This window comes from Dokdonella sp. (genome assembly GCF_019634815.1).
Lineage (GTDB): Bacteria > Pseudomonadota > Gammaproteobacteria > Xanthomonadales > Rhodanobacteraceae > Dokdonella_A.
The window spans coordinates 15252-32494 of record NZ_JAHCAP010000005.1 but is presented as its reverse complement, the minus strand read 5'-3'; the positions used below and the strand labels follow the sequence as shown (position 1 = coordinate 32494).

16 protein-coding genes and 1 pseudogene are annotated in these 17243 nt (G+C 66.5%); 6 read left to right on the top strand and 11 right to left on the bottom strand.

The features are described from left to right. Positions 1 to 8: 8 nt before the first annotated feature. The 4 genes and pseudogenes from KF759_RS04155 to KF759_RS04140 all read right to left on the bottom strand — a co-directional run bounded on the left by KF759_RS04155 (position 9) and on the right by KF759_RS04140 (position 4021). Positions 9 to 1541 carry an FAD-dependent oxidoreductase gene (locus KF759_RS04155; protein WP_291223144.1) on the bottom strand — a complete coding sequence of 511 codons (1533 nt, stop codon included), beginning with the start codon at positions 1539 to 1541 and terminating at the stop codon, positions 9 to 11. Positions 1542 to 1703: 162 nt separating this feature from the next. Then, a pseudogene (locus KF759_RS04150) lies at positions 1704 to 1871 on the bottom strand (LuxR C-terminal-related transcriptional regulator); the annotation flags it as partial. Positions 1872 to 2052: 181 nt separating this feature from the next. Beyond that, positions 2053 to 3336 (bottom strand): HAMP domain-containing sensor histidine kinase, encoded by a 1284-nt coding sequence (locus tag KF759_RS04145; RefSeq protein WP_291223143.1) that lies wholly within the window; start codon positions 3334 to 3336, stop codon positions 2053 to 2055. Further along, positions 3326 to 4021 carry a response regulator transcription factor gene (locus KF759_RS04140; RefSeq protein WP_291223142.1) on the bottom strand — a complete coding sequence of 232 codons (696 nt, stop codon included), beginning with the start codon at positions 4019 to 4021 and terminating at the stop codon, positions 3326 to 3328. Before KF759_RS04140 ends, KF759_RS04145 begins: the two co-directional genes overlap by 11 nt. A gap of 176 nt (positions 4022 to 4197) precedes the next feature. Here KF759_RS04140 and KF759_RS04135 point away from each other — a divergent pair, with 176 nt between their 5' ends. Both KF759_RS04135 and KF759_RS04130 read left to right on the top strand, forming a co-directional pair. After that, a complete protein-coding gene (locus tag KF759_RS04135) occupies positions 4198 to 4968 on the top strand; it encodes a phosphatase PAP2 family protein (protein WP_291223141.1) in 771 nt (256 codons plus the stop codon). Positions 4969 to 4991: 23 nt separating this feature from the next. Further along, complete coding sequence (locus KF759_RS04130) at positions 4992 to 6629, top strand: phosphoethanolamine--lipid A transferase (RefSeq protein WP_291223244.1); 1638 nt, start codon at positions 4992 to 4994, stop codon at positions 6627 to 6629. A gap of 311 nt (positions 6630 to 6940) precedes the next feature. On the opposite strand, the gene KF759_RS04125 is transcribed toward KF759_RS04130, so the two are convergent. Then, on the bottom strand, positions 6941 to 7549 hold the full coding sequence (locus tag KF759_RS04125; RefSeq protein ID WP_291223140.1) for a response regulator transcription factor: 609 nt from the start codon (positions 7547 to 7549) through the stop codon (positions 6941 to 6943). 97 nt (positions 7550 to 7646) lie between these two features. Between KF759_RS04125 and KF759_RS04120 the strand changes: the two genes are divergently transcribed. After that, complete coding sequence (locus KF759_RS04120) at positions 7647 to 9218, top strand: MASE1 domain-containing protein (protein WP_291223139.1); 1572 nt, start codon at positions 7647 to 7649, stop codon at positions 9216 to 9218. Positions 9219 to 9315: 97 nt separating this feature from the next. Here KF759_RS04120 and KF759_RS04115 read toward each other — a convergent pair whose 3' ends face one another. The 4 genes from KF759_RS04115 to KF759_RS04100 all read right to left on the bottom strand — a co-directional run bounded on the left by KF759_RS04115 (position 9316) and on the right by KF759_RS04100 (position 10815). Next, a complete protein-coding gene (locus KF759_RS04115; RefSeq protein ID WP_291223138.1) occupies positions 9316 to 9714 on the bottom strand; it encodes a type II toxin-antitoxin system VapC family toxin in 399 nt (132 codons plus the stop codon). Next, positions 9711 to 9962 (bottom strand): AbrB/MazE/SpoVT family DNA-binding domain-containing protein, encoded by a 252-nt coding sequence (locus KF759_RS04110; protein ID WP_291223137.1) that lies wholly within the window; start codon positions 9960 to 9962, stop codon positions 9711 to 9713. Before KF759_RS04110 ends, KF759_RS04115 begins: the two co-directional genes overlap by 4 nt. Positions 9963 to 10246: 284 nt before the next feature. Continuing rightward, positions 10247 to 10567, bottom strand: a complete 321-nt coding sequence (locus KF759_RS04105) for a toxin-antitoxin system HicB family antitoxin (RefSeq protein WP_291223136.1) — start codon at positions 10565 to 10567, stop codon at positions 10247 to 10249. Further along, entirely contained in the window at positions 10564 to 10815 is a 252-nt protein-coding gene (locus KF759_RS04100; RefSeq protein ID WP_291223135.1) for a hypothetical protein, read from the bottom strand. Before KF759_RS04100 ends, KF759_RS04105 begins: the two co-directional genes overlap by 4 nt. 193 nt (positions 10816 to 11008) lie before the next feature. Between KF759_RS04100 and KF759_RS04095 the strand changes: the two genes are divergently transcribed. The 3 genes from KF759_RS04095 (at position 11009) to KF759_RS04085 (ending at position 13337) form a co-directional block, all read left to right on the top strand. Continuing rightward, positions 11009 to 12163 carry a kelch repeat-containing protein gene (locus tag KF759_RS04095; RefSeq protein ID WP_291223134.1) on the top strand — a complete coding sequence of 385 codons (1155 nt, stop codon included), beginning with the start codon at positions 11009 to 11011 and terminating at the stop codon, positions 12161 to 12163. A gap of 80 nt (positions 12164 to 12243) precedes the next feature. Further along, positions 12244 to 13143 carry a hypothetical protein gene (locus KF759_RS04090; RefSeq protein WP_291223133.1) on the top strand — a complete coding sequence of 300 codons (900 nt, stop codon included), beginning with the start codon at positions 12244 to 12246 and terminating at the stop codon, positions 13141 to 13143. A 68-nt stretch (positions 13144 to 13211) separates the two neighbouring features. Then, entirely contained in the window at positions 13212 to 13337 is a 126-nt protein-coding gene (locus KF759_RS04085) for a hypothetical protein (RefSeq protein ID WP_291223132.1), read from the top strand. A 238-nt stretch (positions 13338 to 13575) separates the two neighbouring features. Here the strand turns inward: KF759_RS04085 and KF759_RS04080 are convergent, their stop codons facing one another. Both KF759_RS04080 and KF759_RS04075 read right to left on the bottom strand, forming a co-directional pair. After that, positions 13576 to 15222, bottom strand: a complete 1647-nt coding sequence (locus KF759_RS04080; RefSeq protein ID WP_291223131.1) for a hypothetical protein — start codon at positions 15220 to 15222, stop codon at positions 13576 to 13578. Positions 15223 to 15592: 370 nt separating this feature from the next. Further along, complete coding sequence (locus KF759_RS04075; protein ID WP_291223130.1) at positions 15593 to 17242, bottom strand: hypothetical protein; 1650 nt, start codon at positions 17240 to 17242, stop codon at positions 15593 to 15595. Between the last annotated feature and the right edge of the window lies 1 nt (position 17243).

The window sequence follows — 17243 nt, the reverse complement described above, 5'->3', positions numbered from 1 at the left end:
AACGCGGCTCAGGCCAGCGCGGTTTCCAGCTCGCGCTCGACTTCCAGGTTCTGCCGATCGCGCCCCAGCGTGACCGCGGCGAGCAACTGCCCTTTGCGCAGCAAGCGCACGCAGACATCGCCGGACGCGATCGAGCCTTCCATGCGCGCCTCGTCGAAGTCACGCGCATGCCCGGTGTAGCGCAGGTCCATGCCGTAGTGGTGCGTCCAGAAGAAGGGCACGTCGGCGAAGGCATGCCGCTCGCCAAGCAGGTTGCGCGCCGCGCACTGCCCCTGACGCTGCGCATGCACCCAATGCTCGATGCGCGTGCGCTCCCCGCGCCAGACGAAGCGCGCGATGTCGCCCGCAGCGTAGATGTGCGGATCGGAGCTGCGCAGACAGGCATCGACCAGCACGCCGCCCTGCTCCATTTCCAGCCCGGCGGCGCTCGCCAGCGCGGTGCGCGGACGCACACCGACGCCAACCAGCACCACGTCGGCGGCCAACACGGCGCCGTTGTCGAGCTGTAGTTGACGCGCCGCGGCGTCGTAGCGTGCGGGTGAGCGCTCCAGATGGAACTGCACGCCATGACTGCGATGCAGGTCGACGACCTGCGCGGCAAGCTCTGCACCGATGACGCGCGCCATCGGATCGCTCTCGCGCGCGATCACATGCACGTCGAGCTTGCGTTCGCGCAGCGCGGCCGCGGCTTCCAGTCCAATGAAGCCGGCCCCGATCACCGCCACCGAGCGCGCACCTTGCAATGATGCAATCAAGTGCCGCGCATCGGCCATCGAGCGCAGCACATGCACCTTGGGTGCATCGAAGCCGGGCACCGGCAAACGCACCGGCTCGGCGCCCGTGGCCAGCAGCAGCTTGTCGTAGGTCCACTGCCGACCATCGCTGCTGCGCAACGTGCGCGCAGCGCGATCGAGCGCGCTGATCTCGCAATCCAGCTGCAGGTCGATCCTGCGCTCCTGATACGACTCCGGCGACTGCAGCGGCATCCAATCCGCGGGCGCGCTGCCGGCGAGGAAGTCCTTGGATACGTTGGGCCGATCGTAAGGCGCGTCGCTGTCGGCGCTGAGCAGGTCGAGCGCGCCGTCATAACCGAGCTCGCGCAGGCGCAGCGCCGCCGCGGTACCGGCCGCGCCACCGCCGACGATGACGATGCGGCGTGGCACATCGGCGCCACGCACGGGTGCTGCTGCAGGCAAGGCGGGCAGCATCTCGCCCACGCGCACGCGATCGCCTTCGATGAGAACCTTCCAGCGCGGCAGTGGCGCCAGCGCCGGGCCCCCCAGGCAGCGCCCACTGCAGACATCGAACTGCGCGTGATGCCAGGGGCAACGCACCTGACCATCGACCACGAGTCCTTCGCCCAGCGGCGCGCCGTAGTGGGTACAGCGCCCGCCGATCGCATGGACCTGCCCCTCGCGCCGCGACAACAGCACCGACTCGTCGCCGACATGCCCGGCGAGCACGCCCCCTTCGGGAATGCTCGCCAGTGCCACGCCAGCGGCCAGATCCGGCCCCAGCGGGGCGCCCTGATCATTACTCATGGAAACGTCTCCTGCATGCGCAAAACACACTCAATCTACACCTTTGTCACGCCTGCTTCGCCACGCGCGCCCATGTGACGCGCGGGCGCGATTCAGACTCATTACCGATCGCTTGCATTGGATGCGTGTTCGCGCGCCGACGTTCCCGCGCGCGAGCACGATCTACAGCAGGCCGGACTCCAGCGCCAGACGATGCAAGTCCAGATCACTGCGGACAGCGAGCTTGTCGCGAATGACGCTGCGGTGCAGGTAGGCGGTCTTGACGCTGATGCCCAGATCCGCAGCCGCCTGCTTGGGCGTCACGCCACGGGCGAGCAGCACGAACACTTCGCGCTCGCGCCTTCAGACCACGCATTCCTTGCATGGCCCGATCTGCCGCAGTTCGGAAGAACCCGGTGCTTCGCCTAGCCGTGCAAGCGGTGTGGCTCAGTCCCGCGCGATCAACACGGCGATGTTCGCGCTGTTCATGGTCGGGGCGTGAGCAGGGCAGATGACCCGCGAACGCGGACACTCAGCCTGCCGGCCTGAAGCGCAGGTGGACGACGGTGCCGCCATCGGGATTGCCGTCAATGTCGAGGCGCCAGCCGAAGTGTTCGCACAAGCGTGCAATCAGGTCCAGGCCGATGCCGCCGCCGTCGCGGCTTTCGCCGCGCGCCAGGCGTGAATAGATGCGCGCGACTTCCTCTGGATTCATCCCATGACCTGGATCAGAGATGGTCACGCTGGCATCGGCGTCCAGGCGCACGTGCAAGGTACCGCCGTCACTGTGCTCGATGGCGTTGCGCAACAGGTTGCCAATCGCCGCGCGCACGATACCCGGTGGCGCATCGACCTCGCATTCGGCCAATGCGTCGAGCCGGATTTCGAGTTGCTTGCCGCCTGTCAGGTAGTGATGATCATTCACGATCTCCGGCAACAGCTCGTGCAAGGGGACGCGCTCGGCGGCGTCGGCCAGTCGTTTCGGGTCCTTGGCCAGCGTCAGCAGCAACGCAATCAGCCGCTCCACGTGGCGCGTGGTGGACAGCACGCGACGGACCTGTTCGTAGGCGGACTTGGGCAAGCCTTCCTGTTGCACAACCAGTTGAGCGGCGCCGGCAATGGCGGCGATGGGCGTGCGCAGTTCGTGGCTGGCGCTATCGATGAAGGCGCGCTCGCGCTCGAGGAAGCGTTCGTTGCGCTGCAGGTAAGCGTTGAAAGCGTCGGCGATGACCTGTTGCTCGTGGCAGTCGCCGGGACCGACCTCAATGCGCTGCCCGCCGCGTTCCGGATGCAAGCGGGCGATGTCGTCGGCCAGCGTGGCCAACGACCGCACGGCGCGGCCGATGACGAGCACCAGCAACACGCCCAGCAACACCACCACGCCCAGTATCAACGCCATCACGCGCAGACCGATCGAGGCTTCCAGATCCTCGAACTCGGTGATGTCAAGCACCAGCGCGAGACGTCCCTGCGCTGAGTCACGCACCAACACAACGCACAGAATACCTTCAACCCAGACGTCATCGTGCAGGCCAGGCGCCAGCGGTGCCAGTTCTTCCGGCGGCGGCCCCTCGTTCCAGTGGAACAGGCGCATGCCATCCGCGTCGTGCCAGTGGTAGCCGGAGTCTTCGGCGCTGCGCTGCAGATAGTGGTTCATCTCCGTGTTCAACAGCGAACGCCAGACCATGCGCTCGGCGTGTTCGTTGAGGACCAGACCGGCGACAACCAGCGCGAGCGAAAGCAGCGTGAGGTAGACCAGCAGCCAGAACAGCAACCGGTTCTTCAGGCGCGGGCGGCGACGCGGTTCAGTTGCCATGCGAGGGCGCCCCGACCACGGCCAGGCGATAGCCGATCCGTGGCAAGTTGTGCAACAGCTTGATCGCAAACGGACCGTCGATGCTGCGCCGCAGTTCGTACATGTGGGACCTCAGCATGTCGCCGTCGGGCGGATCTTCGCCCCAGAGCGCGTATTCGAGGCGATCGCGGGTGACCGCGGCGGGACTGGCCCGCATGAGCACTTCGAGCAGCTTGCGGCAAGCCGGGTACAGGTGCAGCGGCAAGCCCGCGCGGCTGGCCTCCAGCGTGGACAGGTCCAGGCGCAGGTCGCCCACCTGCAGCATCCGGCTGTGGCCACGGCCGCGGGTGCGCGCCAGAACCGCTTCCAGCCGCACTTCCAATTCGGGCAGGTCGAATGGCTTGGTCAGATAGTCGTCGGCGCCGGCGCGAAAGCCGGCGATCTTGTCCGGCAGTTCGTCGCGTGCGGTCAGCATGATCACAGGCACGTCGCTGGCGTGTTCCTCGCGCAGGCGGCGCAGCACTTCGCGCCCGTCCATGCGCGGCAGCATCCAGTCGAGCAGCACGGCGTCGTAATCGCCATGGCTTGCCAGGTGCAGGCCCGTGACGCCGTCAGGCGCGGCGTCGAGGTGGTGGCCATCCGCCTCGAAATAGTCGAACAGGTTGGCGACCAGAGTGAGGTTGTCTTCGATCACGAGCAGGCGCATCGCGGGGTCCGACGAGGGCCGCCGTTGTGCGGCGCCGATGATTCTCCCACGACGACTGCCTGAACGCAGAGGCCAAGTCGGACGCGGCAAGTGCTCGATTCCGACCGTTTTCCGACAACGGCATGGCCAGTATCGCTCGTCGTTGTCGAAGTGCGCCGCACCCCGAGGATTCACTGATGCTGCTTGCGTCCCGCGAGGGAATCCTTCGCCTGTCTCCACCGCCGCAGGCACCGCTTGGCCCTCACCTGCTTGTGCCGCTGCTGCTGTTCACCCTGGCGACGCTGTGGCTGGTCCCATTGCATGGCGACTTGTGGATCGCAGATCGGATCTATGCCTGGGAAGGCTACGCATGGGCGCTGCGCGACGCTTACGTCACCCAGTCACTGGTTCACGTAACGGGAAGGAATCTCAGCGTGTTGGCGTGGCTGGCGGTGGCCGCGCTCTACGCCGCCACATGGCGCCTCGCTCGTCTGCGCGCGTGGCGCCGGCCGCTGCTGTACCTGCTGATCGCAGTGGCGCTGGGTGCCGGGACGGTGTCGGTGCTGAAGCACCTCACCAATGTGGACTGTCCGTGGGACATCGCGCGCTACGGCGGCTTGCACCCGTACATCGCGCCGTTCGTTGCGCGTTCGAGTGAATTGCCGCGCGGCGAGTGCTTCCCGGCAGGACACGCCAGCGCTGGCTATGCATGGCTTGCGTTGTATTTCTTCTTCATGGCGGCGCGACCGGCATGGCGCTGGCGCGGGCTGGCCGTCGGACTGGTGGCTGGCGCGACGTTCGGAATCTCGCAGCAGTTGCGCGGTGCACATTTCCTGTCGCACGACCTGTTCGCGCTGATGGACTGCTGGTTGGTGGCGCTGGCCGCGCACCGGGTGTTCTGGCCGGCAGCGCGAAGCTCGGCGGCTGCGCAGCCACTGCCGGCGCGGCAACGAAGGACCCTCGGGTGAGCACGGGCGCGCTCAATGCCATCGTGCGGAGCAGACGCGGCTCCGTGACTGCCTGGCTCGGCTGGCGGCCGGAGTTGTCCTCCGAAGCGTTGGTGGTGCTCACCTGCTTGTACTTCACCGTGTTCAGCAACGGGACGTTCTGGCGCAACGCGATCGTCGCGCCTCTGGCGCAATGGAAACTGGTGGCGGCGCTGTTCGTCGTGATCACGGCGCTGCATGTGTTGCTGCTGGGGTTGCTGGTCCATCGCGCGTACGCCAAACCGCTGCTGACCGTACTGATCCTGGCCACCGCGGCGGCGGCGTATTACATGTCGGCATTCGGCGTGTACATCGACGCCGACATTGTCGGCAGTGTGCTGCGCACCGACTTCAAGGAGTCCGGCGAACTTTTCATCTGGCCACTGTTCGCGTCGCTGCTGCTGGCGCTGGCACCCGTCGCGCTGCTGTGGTGGGTGAAGCTGAGGCGGCGGCCGTGGCAACGCGCATTGCTGGCTCGGTTGGGCTTGCTGCTGGGCGCGCTGGCTGCGCTGGCACTGGCGGCGATCCTGTCCTACCAGGATCTCGCGTCGCTGCTGCGCAATCATCGCGAGATCCGCTACCTGGCGGCACCGTACAACCTGATTGCAGCGACGTCCAAAGCGTTGTCGTCGACGCCGCCCGGTTCGAGCCGCCCGAAGCTGCCGATCGGCGAGGATGCCAAGCAGGTTGCGCGCGCGCCGGGCGCGAAGCCGCGGCTGCTGGTGATCGTGGTCGGCGAAACCGCGCGGGCGATGAACTGGGGTCTGAACGGCTACGCCCGCGACACCACGCCTGAGCTGCGCAAGCTGGACGTCATCAACTTCCGCGACGTCACCGCATGCGGCAGCGCGACCGAAGTATCGCTGCCGTGCATGTTCTCACCGTATGGCCGCCACGATTACGATCAGGACCGCATCCGCAGCCACCAGTCTCTGCTGCACGTGCTCGAACACGCCGGCATCAGGACGGTGTGGCGTGACAACCAGACCGGCTGCAAGGGCGTGTGCGATGGCCTCGCCTTCCAGTCGCTGGAGAACTCGAGGGCGCCGCAATGGTGCGCGAACGAGCGCTGCCTGGATGAAGTGCTGCTGGACGGGTTGGACGAAGAAATCGCGCCCGGTCCCGGCGACCGCGTGGTGGTGTTGCACCAGTTGGGCAACCATGGCCCAAGCTACTACTTGCGTTATCCGCCGCAGTTCAAGCGTTTCGCGCCGACCTGCGAGTCCGCCGATCTGGGGCGCTGCGATCGCCAGAGCATCGTCAATACCTACGACAACGCGCTGCTGTACACCGACCACTTCCTCGCCCGCGTCATCGAATACCTTCAGCGGCACGACGCCTACGACACCGCGCTGGTTTACGTCTCGGATCACGGCGAATCGCTCGGCGAAAAGGGCCTGTACCTGCATGGCGTGCCGTACGCGATCGCGCCGCGCGAACAGGTCAAGGTGCCGATGGTGATGTGGTTCTCACCGGGCTTTGCCGTCGACGCGCGGCTGGACGTCGCCTGTCTGCGTCGCGAAGCGGATGCGCCGGCCAGTCATGACAACCTGTTCCCGTCGGTCCTGGGGCTGATGGACGTGCGCACGGAGGTTTACGACACCGGCCGGGATCTGTTCGCGCGTTGCCGTGCGGAGCGTTGAAACCGGAAGCCACGGTTCCACCACCGACCCCGAAGCCAGGCTTTACCGCAAGCGCAATGCCGCGATGGCGAAATTGCACTGTCTGGCCCAGGTTCTGATGAAGAATCGCAGTAACCTCATCGTGACCGTGGAGACCACGCCCGCCACAGGCAGTGCCGAGCGCGAGGCGAACCTGCCGCTCGCTCGGTGGCACGGCCCGATCCATCGAAGAGGTTCAGCTCATCGCGGACCCCTGTCGGGACTTGCCCTGAGGATCCGCGTAAGAACACCGCAGCGGGAACTCCGCAGGCGTTCCCAAGCGCGAGCGCGATCTACAGCAAGCCGGACTCCAGCGCCAAGCGATGCAGGTCCAGATCACTGCGAACGGCAAGCTTGTCGCGGATGACGCTGCGGTGCAGGTAAACCGTCTTCACGCTGATGCCCAGGTCCGCAGCCGCCTGCTTGGGCGTGACGCCGCGGGCGAGCAGCACGAACACGTCGCGCTCGCGCTCGCTCAGATGCCGCAGGCCGCCGGGGCGAGGTGGCACGCGATCGGCGATATCCGTGCTGACATACGACTGACCGGCATGGATCGCGCGCACGGCGCCCACCAACTCGTCGGTGGCCGCGCCCTTGCTCACGTAGCCGCGCGCACCGCGGCGCAAGGCTTCGGCAATGTACGGTTCGCGATCGTGCATGCTGAGCACGAGCAGGCCAAGCAGGGGCTTGGTCTCGTGCAGGTTCGACAGCAAGGCGAAGCCGCCACCGGGCATGGACAGATCCAGCACCAGGACGTCCGGGTCGAGACTCGCCACGAGCTCCTTCGCCGTTTGCGCATCCGCGGCCTCGGCCACGATGCACAGGTCCTCTTCCTGCTCGATCAGGGCACGAAAACCCGTGCGCACGATGGCATGGTCGTCGGCAAGCACGATGCGGATCATCGCCCGAGCATAGCCCATGCACGCATGGCGGGAGCCTGGATTTTTTCCAGGCGCAATTGCTGGCGTGCACGACGGCGACCTTCGCTACCATCGGGTCATGAACCGCCTCCCCGCCTGGCTGATCGATCTGCCGTGGAGCCTTGGCTACGCCTTGGTCTTCTACGCGGCGTTCCAGACCGCGCACCTGTTCTGGTACCTGCCCGCGGGCGTGCGCTTCGGCGCGTTGCTGATCTCGCCGTACCGCCGCTGGCCCTGGCTCATCGCAGTGGAAGCCGCACTGTTCAGCGTGATCCTGTACGACCGCTTCATCGCGGTGCACGGCGCTCTTGCCATCGCCACGCTCGTATCCAACCCCGCGCTGGCCGCAGTGGGGCCATGGTGGCTACGCAAGACAACGTGGCGTGCGCGCCCGGCATCGACGGGCTTCATGGTGCGCCTGCTCTGCGCGCTGGCCCTCGCCGCACTGGGCGGCTTGCTCGGCAACCTGTTCTATCCATTTGGGGAAGCTGCCCACGCGTCGGCGGCCTCGATGGCCCTGCAGATCGTGCTGGGTGACTACATCGGCATGCTCTCGCTCGTTCCCTTGATCGTGATGGCCGCATGGCTGCGACCCGCGGCAGACCTGCGACGCCGCTGGCGCGTCGATGTTCCTGGCGTGCTGGTACCGGCGCTGGCGGTGTACCTGCTGCTGGCCACGCACTTCACCGATATGCAGTCGTTCTTCATGGCGTCGATGCTCGCCTTCGTCCCGAGCCTGTATTTTGCGGTGCGCAGCGGCTGGCGCGGCGCCGCGATCGCAATCGCCACGGCCACCATGGCCGTGACTTGGACGGGCGTGATGGCCGGGGATGCCACGGTCGCACTGCAAGCCCAGGGTTTGCTCGCCATCGCGGGCAGCGTCTGCCTCCTGCTGGGCGCCTCGCAGGATGCACTGCACGCCAGCGCGCTGGCCCTGTCCGCGCGCAATGCGCAGCTCGCGCGCGCCCGCTCGCGCCAGCTCCAGCTGGACGACGCCTTGCGCCAGGCGGCCCGTCGCAATCTCGACCTGTCCGAGCAGGTGCGCCGCTGGATCACCGCCGAGCTGCACGATGAAATCGGCCAGAACCTCACCGCCATGCAGACGCGCCTGCGTCTGCTCGAGCGCAAGGCCAAGCTGCCAGGCAACGAGTTGTTCGGCGAACTCAGCGCAATCCTGCTGCGCATGCGCCAATCGGTATCCGGCCTGCTGTCGAGTCTGCGGCCCATCGGGCTCGACGAACTCGGACTCGGGTTCACGCTGCGCGACGGCGCCATCCGGCGCCTCGTCGAGAGCGCGGGTCTGCAGTACGACCTCGCCATCGAGGATCCCCGCGACACACTCGAAACGCTCGACGACGACACCCGCACGACGCTCTACCGCATCGTGCAGGAAGCAGCGACGAACACCGTTCGCCATGCCCGCGCGACGTGCTTGCGGGTGCGCCTGCGCATTGCCGGCGACCACCTCCTGCTGGTGATCGCCGACGATGGCCGCGGCTTCGAACCCGCGCCCGCCAAGGCCGGCATCGGCCTGCAGGGCATCGGCGACCGCGTGCTCGCGCTGGGCGGACGGCTGCGGGTACGCAGTGGCCGGTTCGGAACGCGGCTCAGTGCGCGCATCCGGTTTGCACCCGACACGAGCGGCCATTGATGCCGACGTCCCGTCGAATCAGGCCAGACGATCGCTCACCAGCCGGTTCAGGCTTTCCGACTTCGGCGCAAACCACGACAGGCCGCGCGCGAGCTCGCTAGCCCGGCAAGCGTGCCGAGCGGGATTGCGCCTGCAGCAGCTTTACCGCCTTACGGTCAAATGACACGAACACCTCTGCGCCCAGCCAGTGGCCCTCGTAGGCAATGACACCATCGGCGAAATCGCCGCCGGCACGCAGCATGGACAGACCGGCATCGAGAGCGGGCCGATTCAACACGACATTGGCGCTGTCGGCCAATCGCTCGACCGTTTGCGCGATCCGCACCGGCGCAATCTTGTAGCCTTGCGCCAGCACCCAAACCAGCTCGCACAAAGTCGGCAAGGTAAGCACGATCGTTTCCGCACGCGCCAACTCCGCCTGCGCCACGCGTGCCTGCGCGGCATCGTCACCGACGATCGCACGCACAAGCACGTTGGTGTCTGCCGTGATCTTCACCGCTTGCCGGCCCAGCCGCTCGCCGCGATGCGTTGAATCTGCGCGAGCGACAAGGCCTTGCCCCGTGCCGGCTTCAGCACGTTGAAAACATCGGAAACCCGCCCCTGCGCTCGTTCGGCGCGCACTTCGACACGACCATCGGGCAGCATGTCCACCACGATCCTGCCGCCCGGTCGCACGCCCATGTGATTGAGAACGTCCTTGCGCAGCGTGACCTGGCCTTTCGTCGTCACCGTCAGCGTACCCATGACCACCGCTCCGAGTAAGGTGAATCTACCTTACCCCTGTCGACTTGCCGACGCAACCTGCGCCCGACGTCGAGAAGGCCGCAGCGCACAGCGCGCGGACGATGGCGTGAGCTTCGCCCCCCGGCTCAGCATGCACGCGGCACGGCGTGCAGGGCATGCGTGATCGCACGCTCGCACCAGGCAGGCGCCTGCGGCTGCGCAGCGGCGGATTCGGAACGCGGCTCGGCGCGCGTATTCGGTTTACGCCCGGCACGAGCGGCCACTGATGCCGATACCCCGTCGAGTCAGGCCAGACGATCGCTCACCAGCCGGTTCAGGCTGATGCCCTGCTCGGCTGCCTGCACGGCCAGCAGCCGGTGCCGTTGCGGCGGGATGCGCACCTGGAACCTGCCCGAATAACGCCGGGCGCTGATCGGCTCCGGAACGGTTTCGCCCTGCTTGCGCAGGTCGCGCACGACCCTGCCGACGATGCGTGCGATACCGCCGAGCGCATCTTCCATTTTCGGCGCGAGCCAGGACAAGCCGGGGAATTCCGCGCACAGGCCGACAAACTCCCCGTCCTCCTCCGACCAGATGACCCGATAGGTGTAGTGCTGCGCGTTCATGCGGATGTCTCCAGTTTTTCGATGGCGGCCAACACCTGCCGCACCTGATACGCCTTGGCCATGCCGCCGGCACTGCGCTGAATGTTGACGCGCGGATCACCCGGCCATGGCGTGCGGTACACGCGGTGGCTGGTGCCGGCCTGGCGCGGCTTGCCGAAGTAGTGGTCGCAGACCTTTGCGAGATCGGCAAAGCGCACGCTGCTCGGTGCATTGCGCATGGACTCAAGCAGCTCGACCAGCTTTCCCATGTGTTCAATATAGTGCCACTAACGATACTGTCAATGCATACAACGTGCATCACGCGGCGCGCCCATGATTGTCCGCATAGACCGGCACGACTCAGACTTGCACACAGGGCGAGCAGCTGGAATTTTTCCAGTGGACGCGCACCAACCCGTGATCCAGCATTGCGCCACACCACAGCTTCCACAGGGGGAGGCCATGTCACGCCACGATTTGACACGCCTGATCGTGCTCGCCGCCTGCACCGCAGCAGGTATCTCGCCTTCGGTTGCCGGCAACTGGTCCGCCGCCGGCTCGATGCTGCAATCGCGCGTTTTCCACACCGCAACCTTGTTGCCATCAGGAAAAGTGCTCGTGGCCGGCGGCCAAACCTACGACCCGAATGCCGCCACACTGGCGAGCGCCGAACTGTACGACCCAAGCACGCAGCAGTGGACGAGCACGGGAACGATGCTGCAGGCACATCATTCGCACACGGCAACGATGCTGCCTGCAGGCAAGGTTCTCGTGATCGGCGGCTACAATGGTCAAAGCGGCGGCCTGGGCGGCGCAGAACTGTACGATCCAGCGACCGGCACCTGGTCGGCTGCGGCCATGCCCAATAGCCAACGTGCTTACCATTCAGCGACGCTGCTTCAAACGGGTCGGGTGCTGGTGGTCGGAGGCTGCAACTACAACTGCGGCACCGTTTACACGAGTGCCGAGCTGTACGATCCGGCAACCGATTCCTGGACGGCGGCGAGTTCGATGCCGGTTGCGCATGGATTTCACCATACCGCCACCTTGCTCGCGTCGGGAAAGGTCTTGGTAGCAGGTGGCATCGGTTCCGACGGCGAGGTTCTCGGCGCTGCCGAGCTGTTCGACCCCGCGACCAATCAATGGATCACGACCTCGGCCATGCAGCCGCCGCGGCGCAGTCACAGCGCAACTTTGCTGGCATCAGGCAACATCCTGGTGGCCGGCGGTTGGAACCCGAACGATCTGGACAGCACCTTGTCGTTTGATCCAAACCCGCAAGTGTGGTTCGCGCAGTCACCCATGCAAGTCAAACGCAACGGTCATACCGCCAGCTTGCTCGGCTCGGGTGAGGTCCTCGTCGCCGGCGGTCGGAACATGACCAGCGGGGTGCAGAACACCACCGAGCGCTTCGATGCGACCACGGCAACCTGGGCCGCCGACGGCTCGATGATCACTGCGCGAGAATCGCACACGGCAACGCGCTTGCTCGATGGATCGATCCTCGTCGCAGGCGGCGCCGGGCCAAGCGTAGGCAGTCTGGCCAGCGCGGAAATTTATGCGGACGCGAGCACCGAGATCATTCTTCGTGACGGTTTCGAGACAATTTCGCCATGAGGACGCGACACGCGTATTGGTGGCTCGCCGTTGGTTTCGTCAGCACAGCGTGGGCGCAGACCGACGGACGGTATGCGCACATGGAGTACGGCATCAGCACGCCGCAGCGCCTTGCGGCCGCGCGCGAAGCTCTGCGCGACGACACGTTTCCGGAGTTGAACGATTCCGCGAACACCGAGAACTTCATCGCCATCGACATGGCCTGCGAAAAGTACCCCAAAGGGCCCGTACGACAAACCTGCACCGATGCGGGCAAGGTTCGCTATCGCGACCGGGACAAGGGCACCACGACGGCCGCACCCGCGGGTGCGCAACGCTCCATCGCCGAGCAGGCCCGCGAAATCCAGGCGGCGACCGCCGTGCGCGAGGCTGCGGCCGCCGACAAGGAAGCGCGTCAGGAACGTGTCCGTGCGGCGACGGCAACGCTCTCTGGCTGGGACGAGCACGACGCCTACAAGCACTGCATGCAGGAGCGCAATCACGACGAGGCACCGAATCCGCCGCCGCGCGTCGATATCCGCGATCGACGAGCAACCCGCACCGAACCAGCCATCCCTCCGCCGGATATCGCCGAGGCCTGTGTCACCGATGCAAAGCGGTTGGTCGCCGAAGAGAGGAAACGCAATGCCGCCGCGAAGGCTGAAGCCGATGTGGCCGCAAGCGAGCGCCAGCGCGCGCGTGAGGCCTGCAAGAACTCCGATGCCGCGAGACTCGCGGAGGAATCACGGTTGCTGGTGATGAATCGGGAGCTTCTGAAAGTCGCCATTGCGGCTGCCCGGGAAAAGCTCGAGCGCGACAAGCAAATCGAACGCCTGACGGGCGTGGCCGATCTGAAACTCCGCCACGATGCGGGGGACATGATCGTGAACGGGCCCGCGCAACTGGCAATGCAATTTGATGCCTACCGCTCGCTCGGCGGCACGGCGCGATCCATCGAAGAGGTCCAGGCCATCGCGGACCCCTGTCGGGACTTGCCCTGAAGTCCGTCGGGAAAGCGACCTGCCGAAGCCATGGAGTCCCCCAAGCTCGAAAACGCCAGGGGCACAAGATGAAAGCAGTGGTTCTGACCGGCCAGGTTCTGCCGGGCGCGGACGCAGGGCAGGTGTGGCGCAACATTGCTGGCCTGTTGAAGATGGACGCCGCGCAGTTCCGCACACGCGTGTTCGCACGTTGACCGTTCACGATCAAGCGCGCTGAAGCCGAGCAGGCGGAGTGCATGCGTCAGGCGCTCCTGCAGCGCGTAGCCCATGTGCAGGTGTTCGATGCGGACGACGACTCATGGCAACTGGACATGGGCGCGCCATGCGAAACCAAGGGCGTTTGGTGAACCAAACGACCGCAATTTGAGCACAGCGCGCCGCCAGGGGCGTTCGGTGACGTCAACAGCAAGCGGATGAATTCTTCACAGGCTCTCAGTCACGTGTGGAGACGAGATAGGCCACGTTCGTCCCCTGCGCCCAAGGCGTGTAGGCGCGCAGGCGGTTCTGGCTGCGGTCGTACCACGCGACGCCGTGCAGCGTGGTCGTGCCGAAGGTGCAGCCTGCGGACATCCCACGCAACGTCCAGCCGAACAAGTTGCTGTCGGAGGCTTCAAGCCGGCCCTCGAACTGGCAACTGCCCGCGGTGCCCGTGACCCTGCCATCCACGGCGACCTCGAAGCTCGCCGGGCGCCCGTTCTGCACCACGCCGAGTATGCCGCTGTGGTGGCCAGCCACATCCGCAAGAGGTGTGGGCGTGTCGAAGCCCGCGTCCCAATGGGCATCGAGGAATTCGTCTTCGGCTTGCGCTTCCGTGATCGTGGTGGTCAGGATCGACTGCATCGGGCCGCCGCGCTGGAATGTGCCCTTGAAAAGCACCGGCGGCGCCCGGTAACGACCTTCGGACGGCGCGAGGCGCAGGCCGAAGGAAATGCCCTGCGCTGGCGAGCTGAACTGGTTGCCATTGATGTTGATGTTTCCGTACGCCAGCCGGTCATCTGCGTTATTGCTGGAGAAGATGATCAGGTAGCTGTCGGGATCCGGAATGACGATGTGGAAGGCTCCGCCGTTGGCCTCCGTGCCTTTCCACGAACCGATCGCGGCAAGGGATACCGGTGGCTGCACGGCGCATCCTGTCCGCGGCGGGGTGATCCGCAGCAGCGCCAGCGTGCCCTGGCTGCCGGCGAGCGCGCCGGCGGTGAACTCATAAGCCAGCGTGGCATGGACGCAGTCCTGCATGTCGAGTTTCACGGTGCCCACGCGCGTGGTGGTCGTGGCCGCGTGGGCGTCGAAGCGGCCATCGCGGGTGGCATAGATGCCGATGTCCGCGATGCTGGTCGCGCCCGCGGGCACGGCAGTCTGGAGCGTGTACCAGTCCTGGCCGGCCGCGCCGGCGTTGGCTGCCGCGCCACGGGCAAACGCATACCAGGCGCCGAACATCAGCTGCTGGTCGGGGTTGAACTCCAGCACCAGCCCCTGGCCACCGTTGCTCGGATCGGCCCAGGCGCCCGACCAGGCGGCACTGCCCGGCGCGGCGGGCGAGCTTGCGCCCGGCCTGCAAGTGGCGTTGCCAAGCAGGCGCGCGAGCGGAAGATCGCCCGTGCGGCCGTCGTCGAAGCGGTAGTTCGCGCTGGCATGCGTGCAGTCGGTGAACTCGATGCTGAACTCGCCTATGGCCTGGGTGGTGGCAGGCTGGGGCGAGTCGAAGCTGCCGCCCAGCGTCTGGTAGATGGCCATGGTGGAAGCGCCCTGGCGGGCCAGCTCGCCCTGGACGGTGTACCAGCGCACTCCGCCGGCCGCATCGGTATCGTAGGTGAACCAGCCGCCGAAGATGAGCGCGCGGCCCTCGCCTTGGAAGTCCTCCACCACGTCGAAGACGAAACCCTGGCCGTCGGTGGCGGCATTTGCCCATGAGCCGGACAGCCCGGCCTGATTGGGGTCGAACGAGGCCGCACGCGCCGTCGCGCAAGCGCATGCCAGCGCGCAGAAGGCGACACAGGCGAACAGCAGGGGCAGGAAGGTCGAGCCCAGGCGCGTTGCGCGCTTGGGCAGCCGATGGGATGCGTGCGTGAACCGGGGCATGACAAGGACTTCGCTGTGGGTAATCGAGAGTTGCGCGTCTGGCGACAAGGATTACAGGAACCGGAGCGGGCTACTGCTACGACGTTGATCCCGGCGCCTCCTGGCGGCCGATGAATCCTGTCCGCGCTTCGCACCGAGTGCGACGGCATGGGCGAGTTCCAGATCTTCGCCGATGCGCTGTACGGCGTCCCAATGCTCCGAACTTAAGCTCGTCATCCCGGCGCAGGCCGGAATGACGGTGAAGAGAATTCGGGTAGGCCCGCCCAGGTGACGGGCAAGGCGCAAGGTTCGGAACACTGTACGGCGCCCCGTCGACGCCTTTGCATTGCCGTCCCGGCCGCGCGAGTCCATCCGCAGCGACCGCGGTGGCCTACTCCGTCTGGCGCGCGCCGACCCGGGAGCCCAGCATGTACTGCATCCTGCTGCGGCCGGCGAATGGCGTATAGCTGTGGAAGCTGCGGGTTGCAGTGTCATACCAGGCCAAGCCGGTAAGCGGGCCGGCTCCGAACAGGCAGCTGGGAGTAAGGCCGCGCAGGATGAAATCGAACAGGTTGGTGGCGCCGCGCGCTTGCAGCCTTGCGCTGACGCTGCAGGCGCCACCGCCGATCGAACCGCTGAACTGGCCGGTCGCATCGATGCTGAAATCCACCGCGAGGCCGTTGACGGTCACTGCCGCATAACCCTGGTAGCCGCCCGCCGCATCGGCGACTCGCGCCGGTGTTTCGTAGGTCGGATCCCAGGTCGCGGAGAGCAGTTCGCTGTCAGCGCGCCGCGTGAGCCGCAGTTGCATGGATTGGCGGGCCACGAAACTTCCGGCGACGCCAACATCGGTGGCGCGGGCATCAGCGAGTGCACCGATGTGGATCGCGAACTCGGCGCCATCATTCGAGACGAACTGCCCGTTGTCCTCGACCAGCGTTCCGTACACGAATCGCTGATCCACGCCTTCGTGCTGGAAGACGATGGCATAGGTTCCATCGCCGGGGACGATGATGCGGAAGTCCTGTCCCTTGCTCGTGCCTTTCCAGTAGCCCTCGGCATTTCCTGCCGCTGGCGCGGGCACTGCACAGCCTTCTTGCGGCGGCGTCAGGCGCAGCAGCGCCAGCGTGCCCTGGCTGCCGGCGAGCGCGCCGGCGGTGAACTCATAAGCCAGCGTGGCATGGACGCAGTCCTGCATGTCGAGTTTCACGGTGCCCACGCGCGTGGTGGTCGTGGCCGCGTGGGCGTCGAAGCGGCCATCGCGGGTGGCATAGATGCCGATGTCCGCGATGCTGGTCGCGCCCGCGGGCACGGCAGTCTGGAGCGTGTACCAGTCCTGGCCGGCCGCGCCGGCGTTGGCTGCCGCGCCACGGGCAAACGCATACCAGGCGCCGAACATCAGCTGCTGGTCGGGGTTGAACTCCAGCACCAGCCCCTGGCCACCGTTGCTCGGATCGGCCCAGGCGCCCGACCAGGCGGCACTGCCCGGCGCGGCGGGCGAGCTTGCGCCCGGCCTGCAAGTGGCGTTGCCAAGCAGGCGCGCGAGCGGAAGATCGCCCGTGCGGCCGTCGTCGAAGCGGTAGTTCGCGCTGGCATGCGTGCAGTCGGTGAACTCGATGCTGAACTCGCCTATGGCCTGGGTGGTGGCAGGCTGGGGCGAGTCGAAGCTGCCGCCCAGCGTCTGGTAGATGGCCATGGTGGAAGCGCCCTGGCGGGCCAGCTCGCCCTGGACGGTGTACCAGCGCACTCCGCCGGCCGCATCGGTATCGTAGGTGAACCAGCCGCCGAAGATGAGCGCGCGGCCCTCGCCGTGGAAGTCCTCCACCACGTCGAAGACGAAACCCTGGCCGTCGGTGGCGGCATTTGCCCATGAGCCGGACAGCCCGGCCTGATTGGGGTCGAACGAGGCCGCACGCGCCGTCGCGCAAGCGCATGCCAGCGCGCAGAAGGCGACACAGGCGAACAGCAGGGGCAGGAAGGTCGAGCCCAGGCGCGTTGCGCGCGTGGGCAGCCGATGGGATGCGTGCGTGAACCGGGGCATG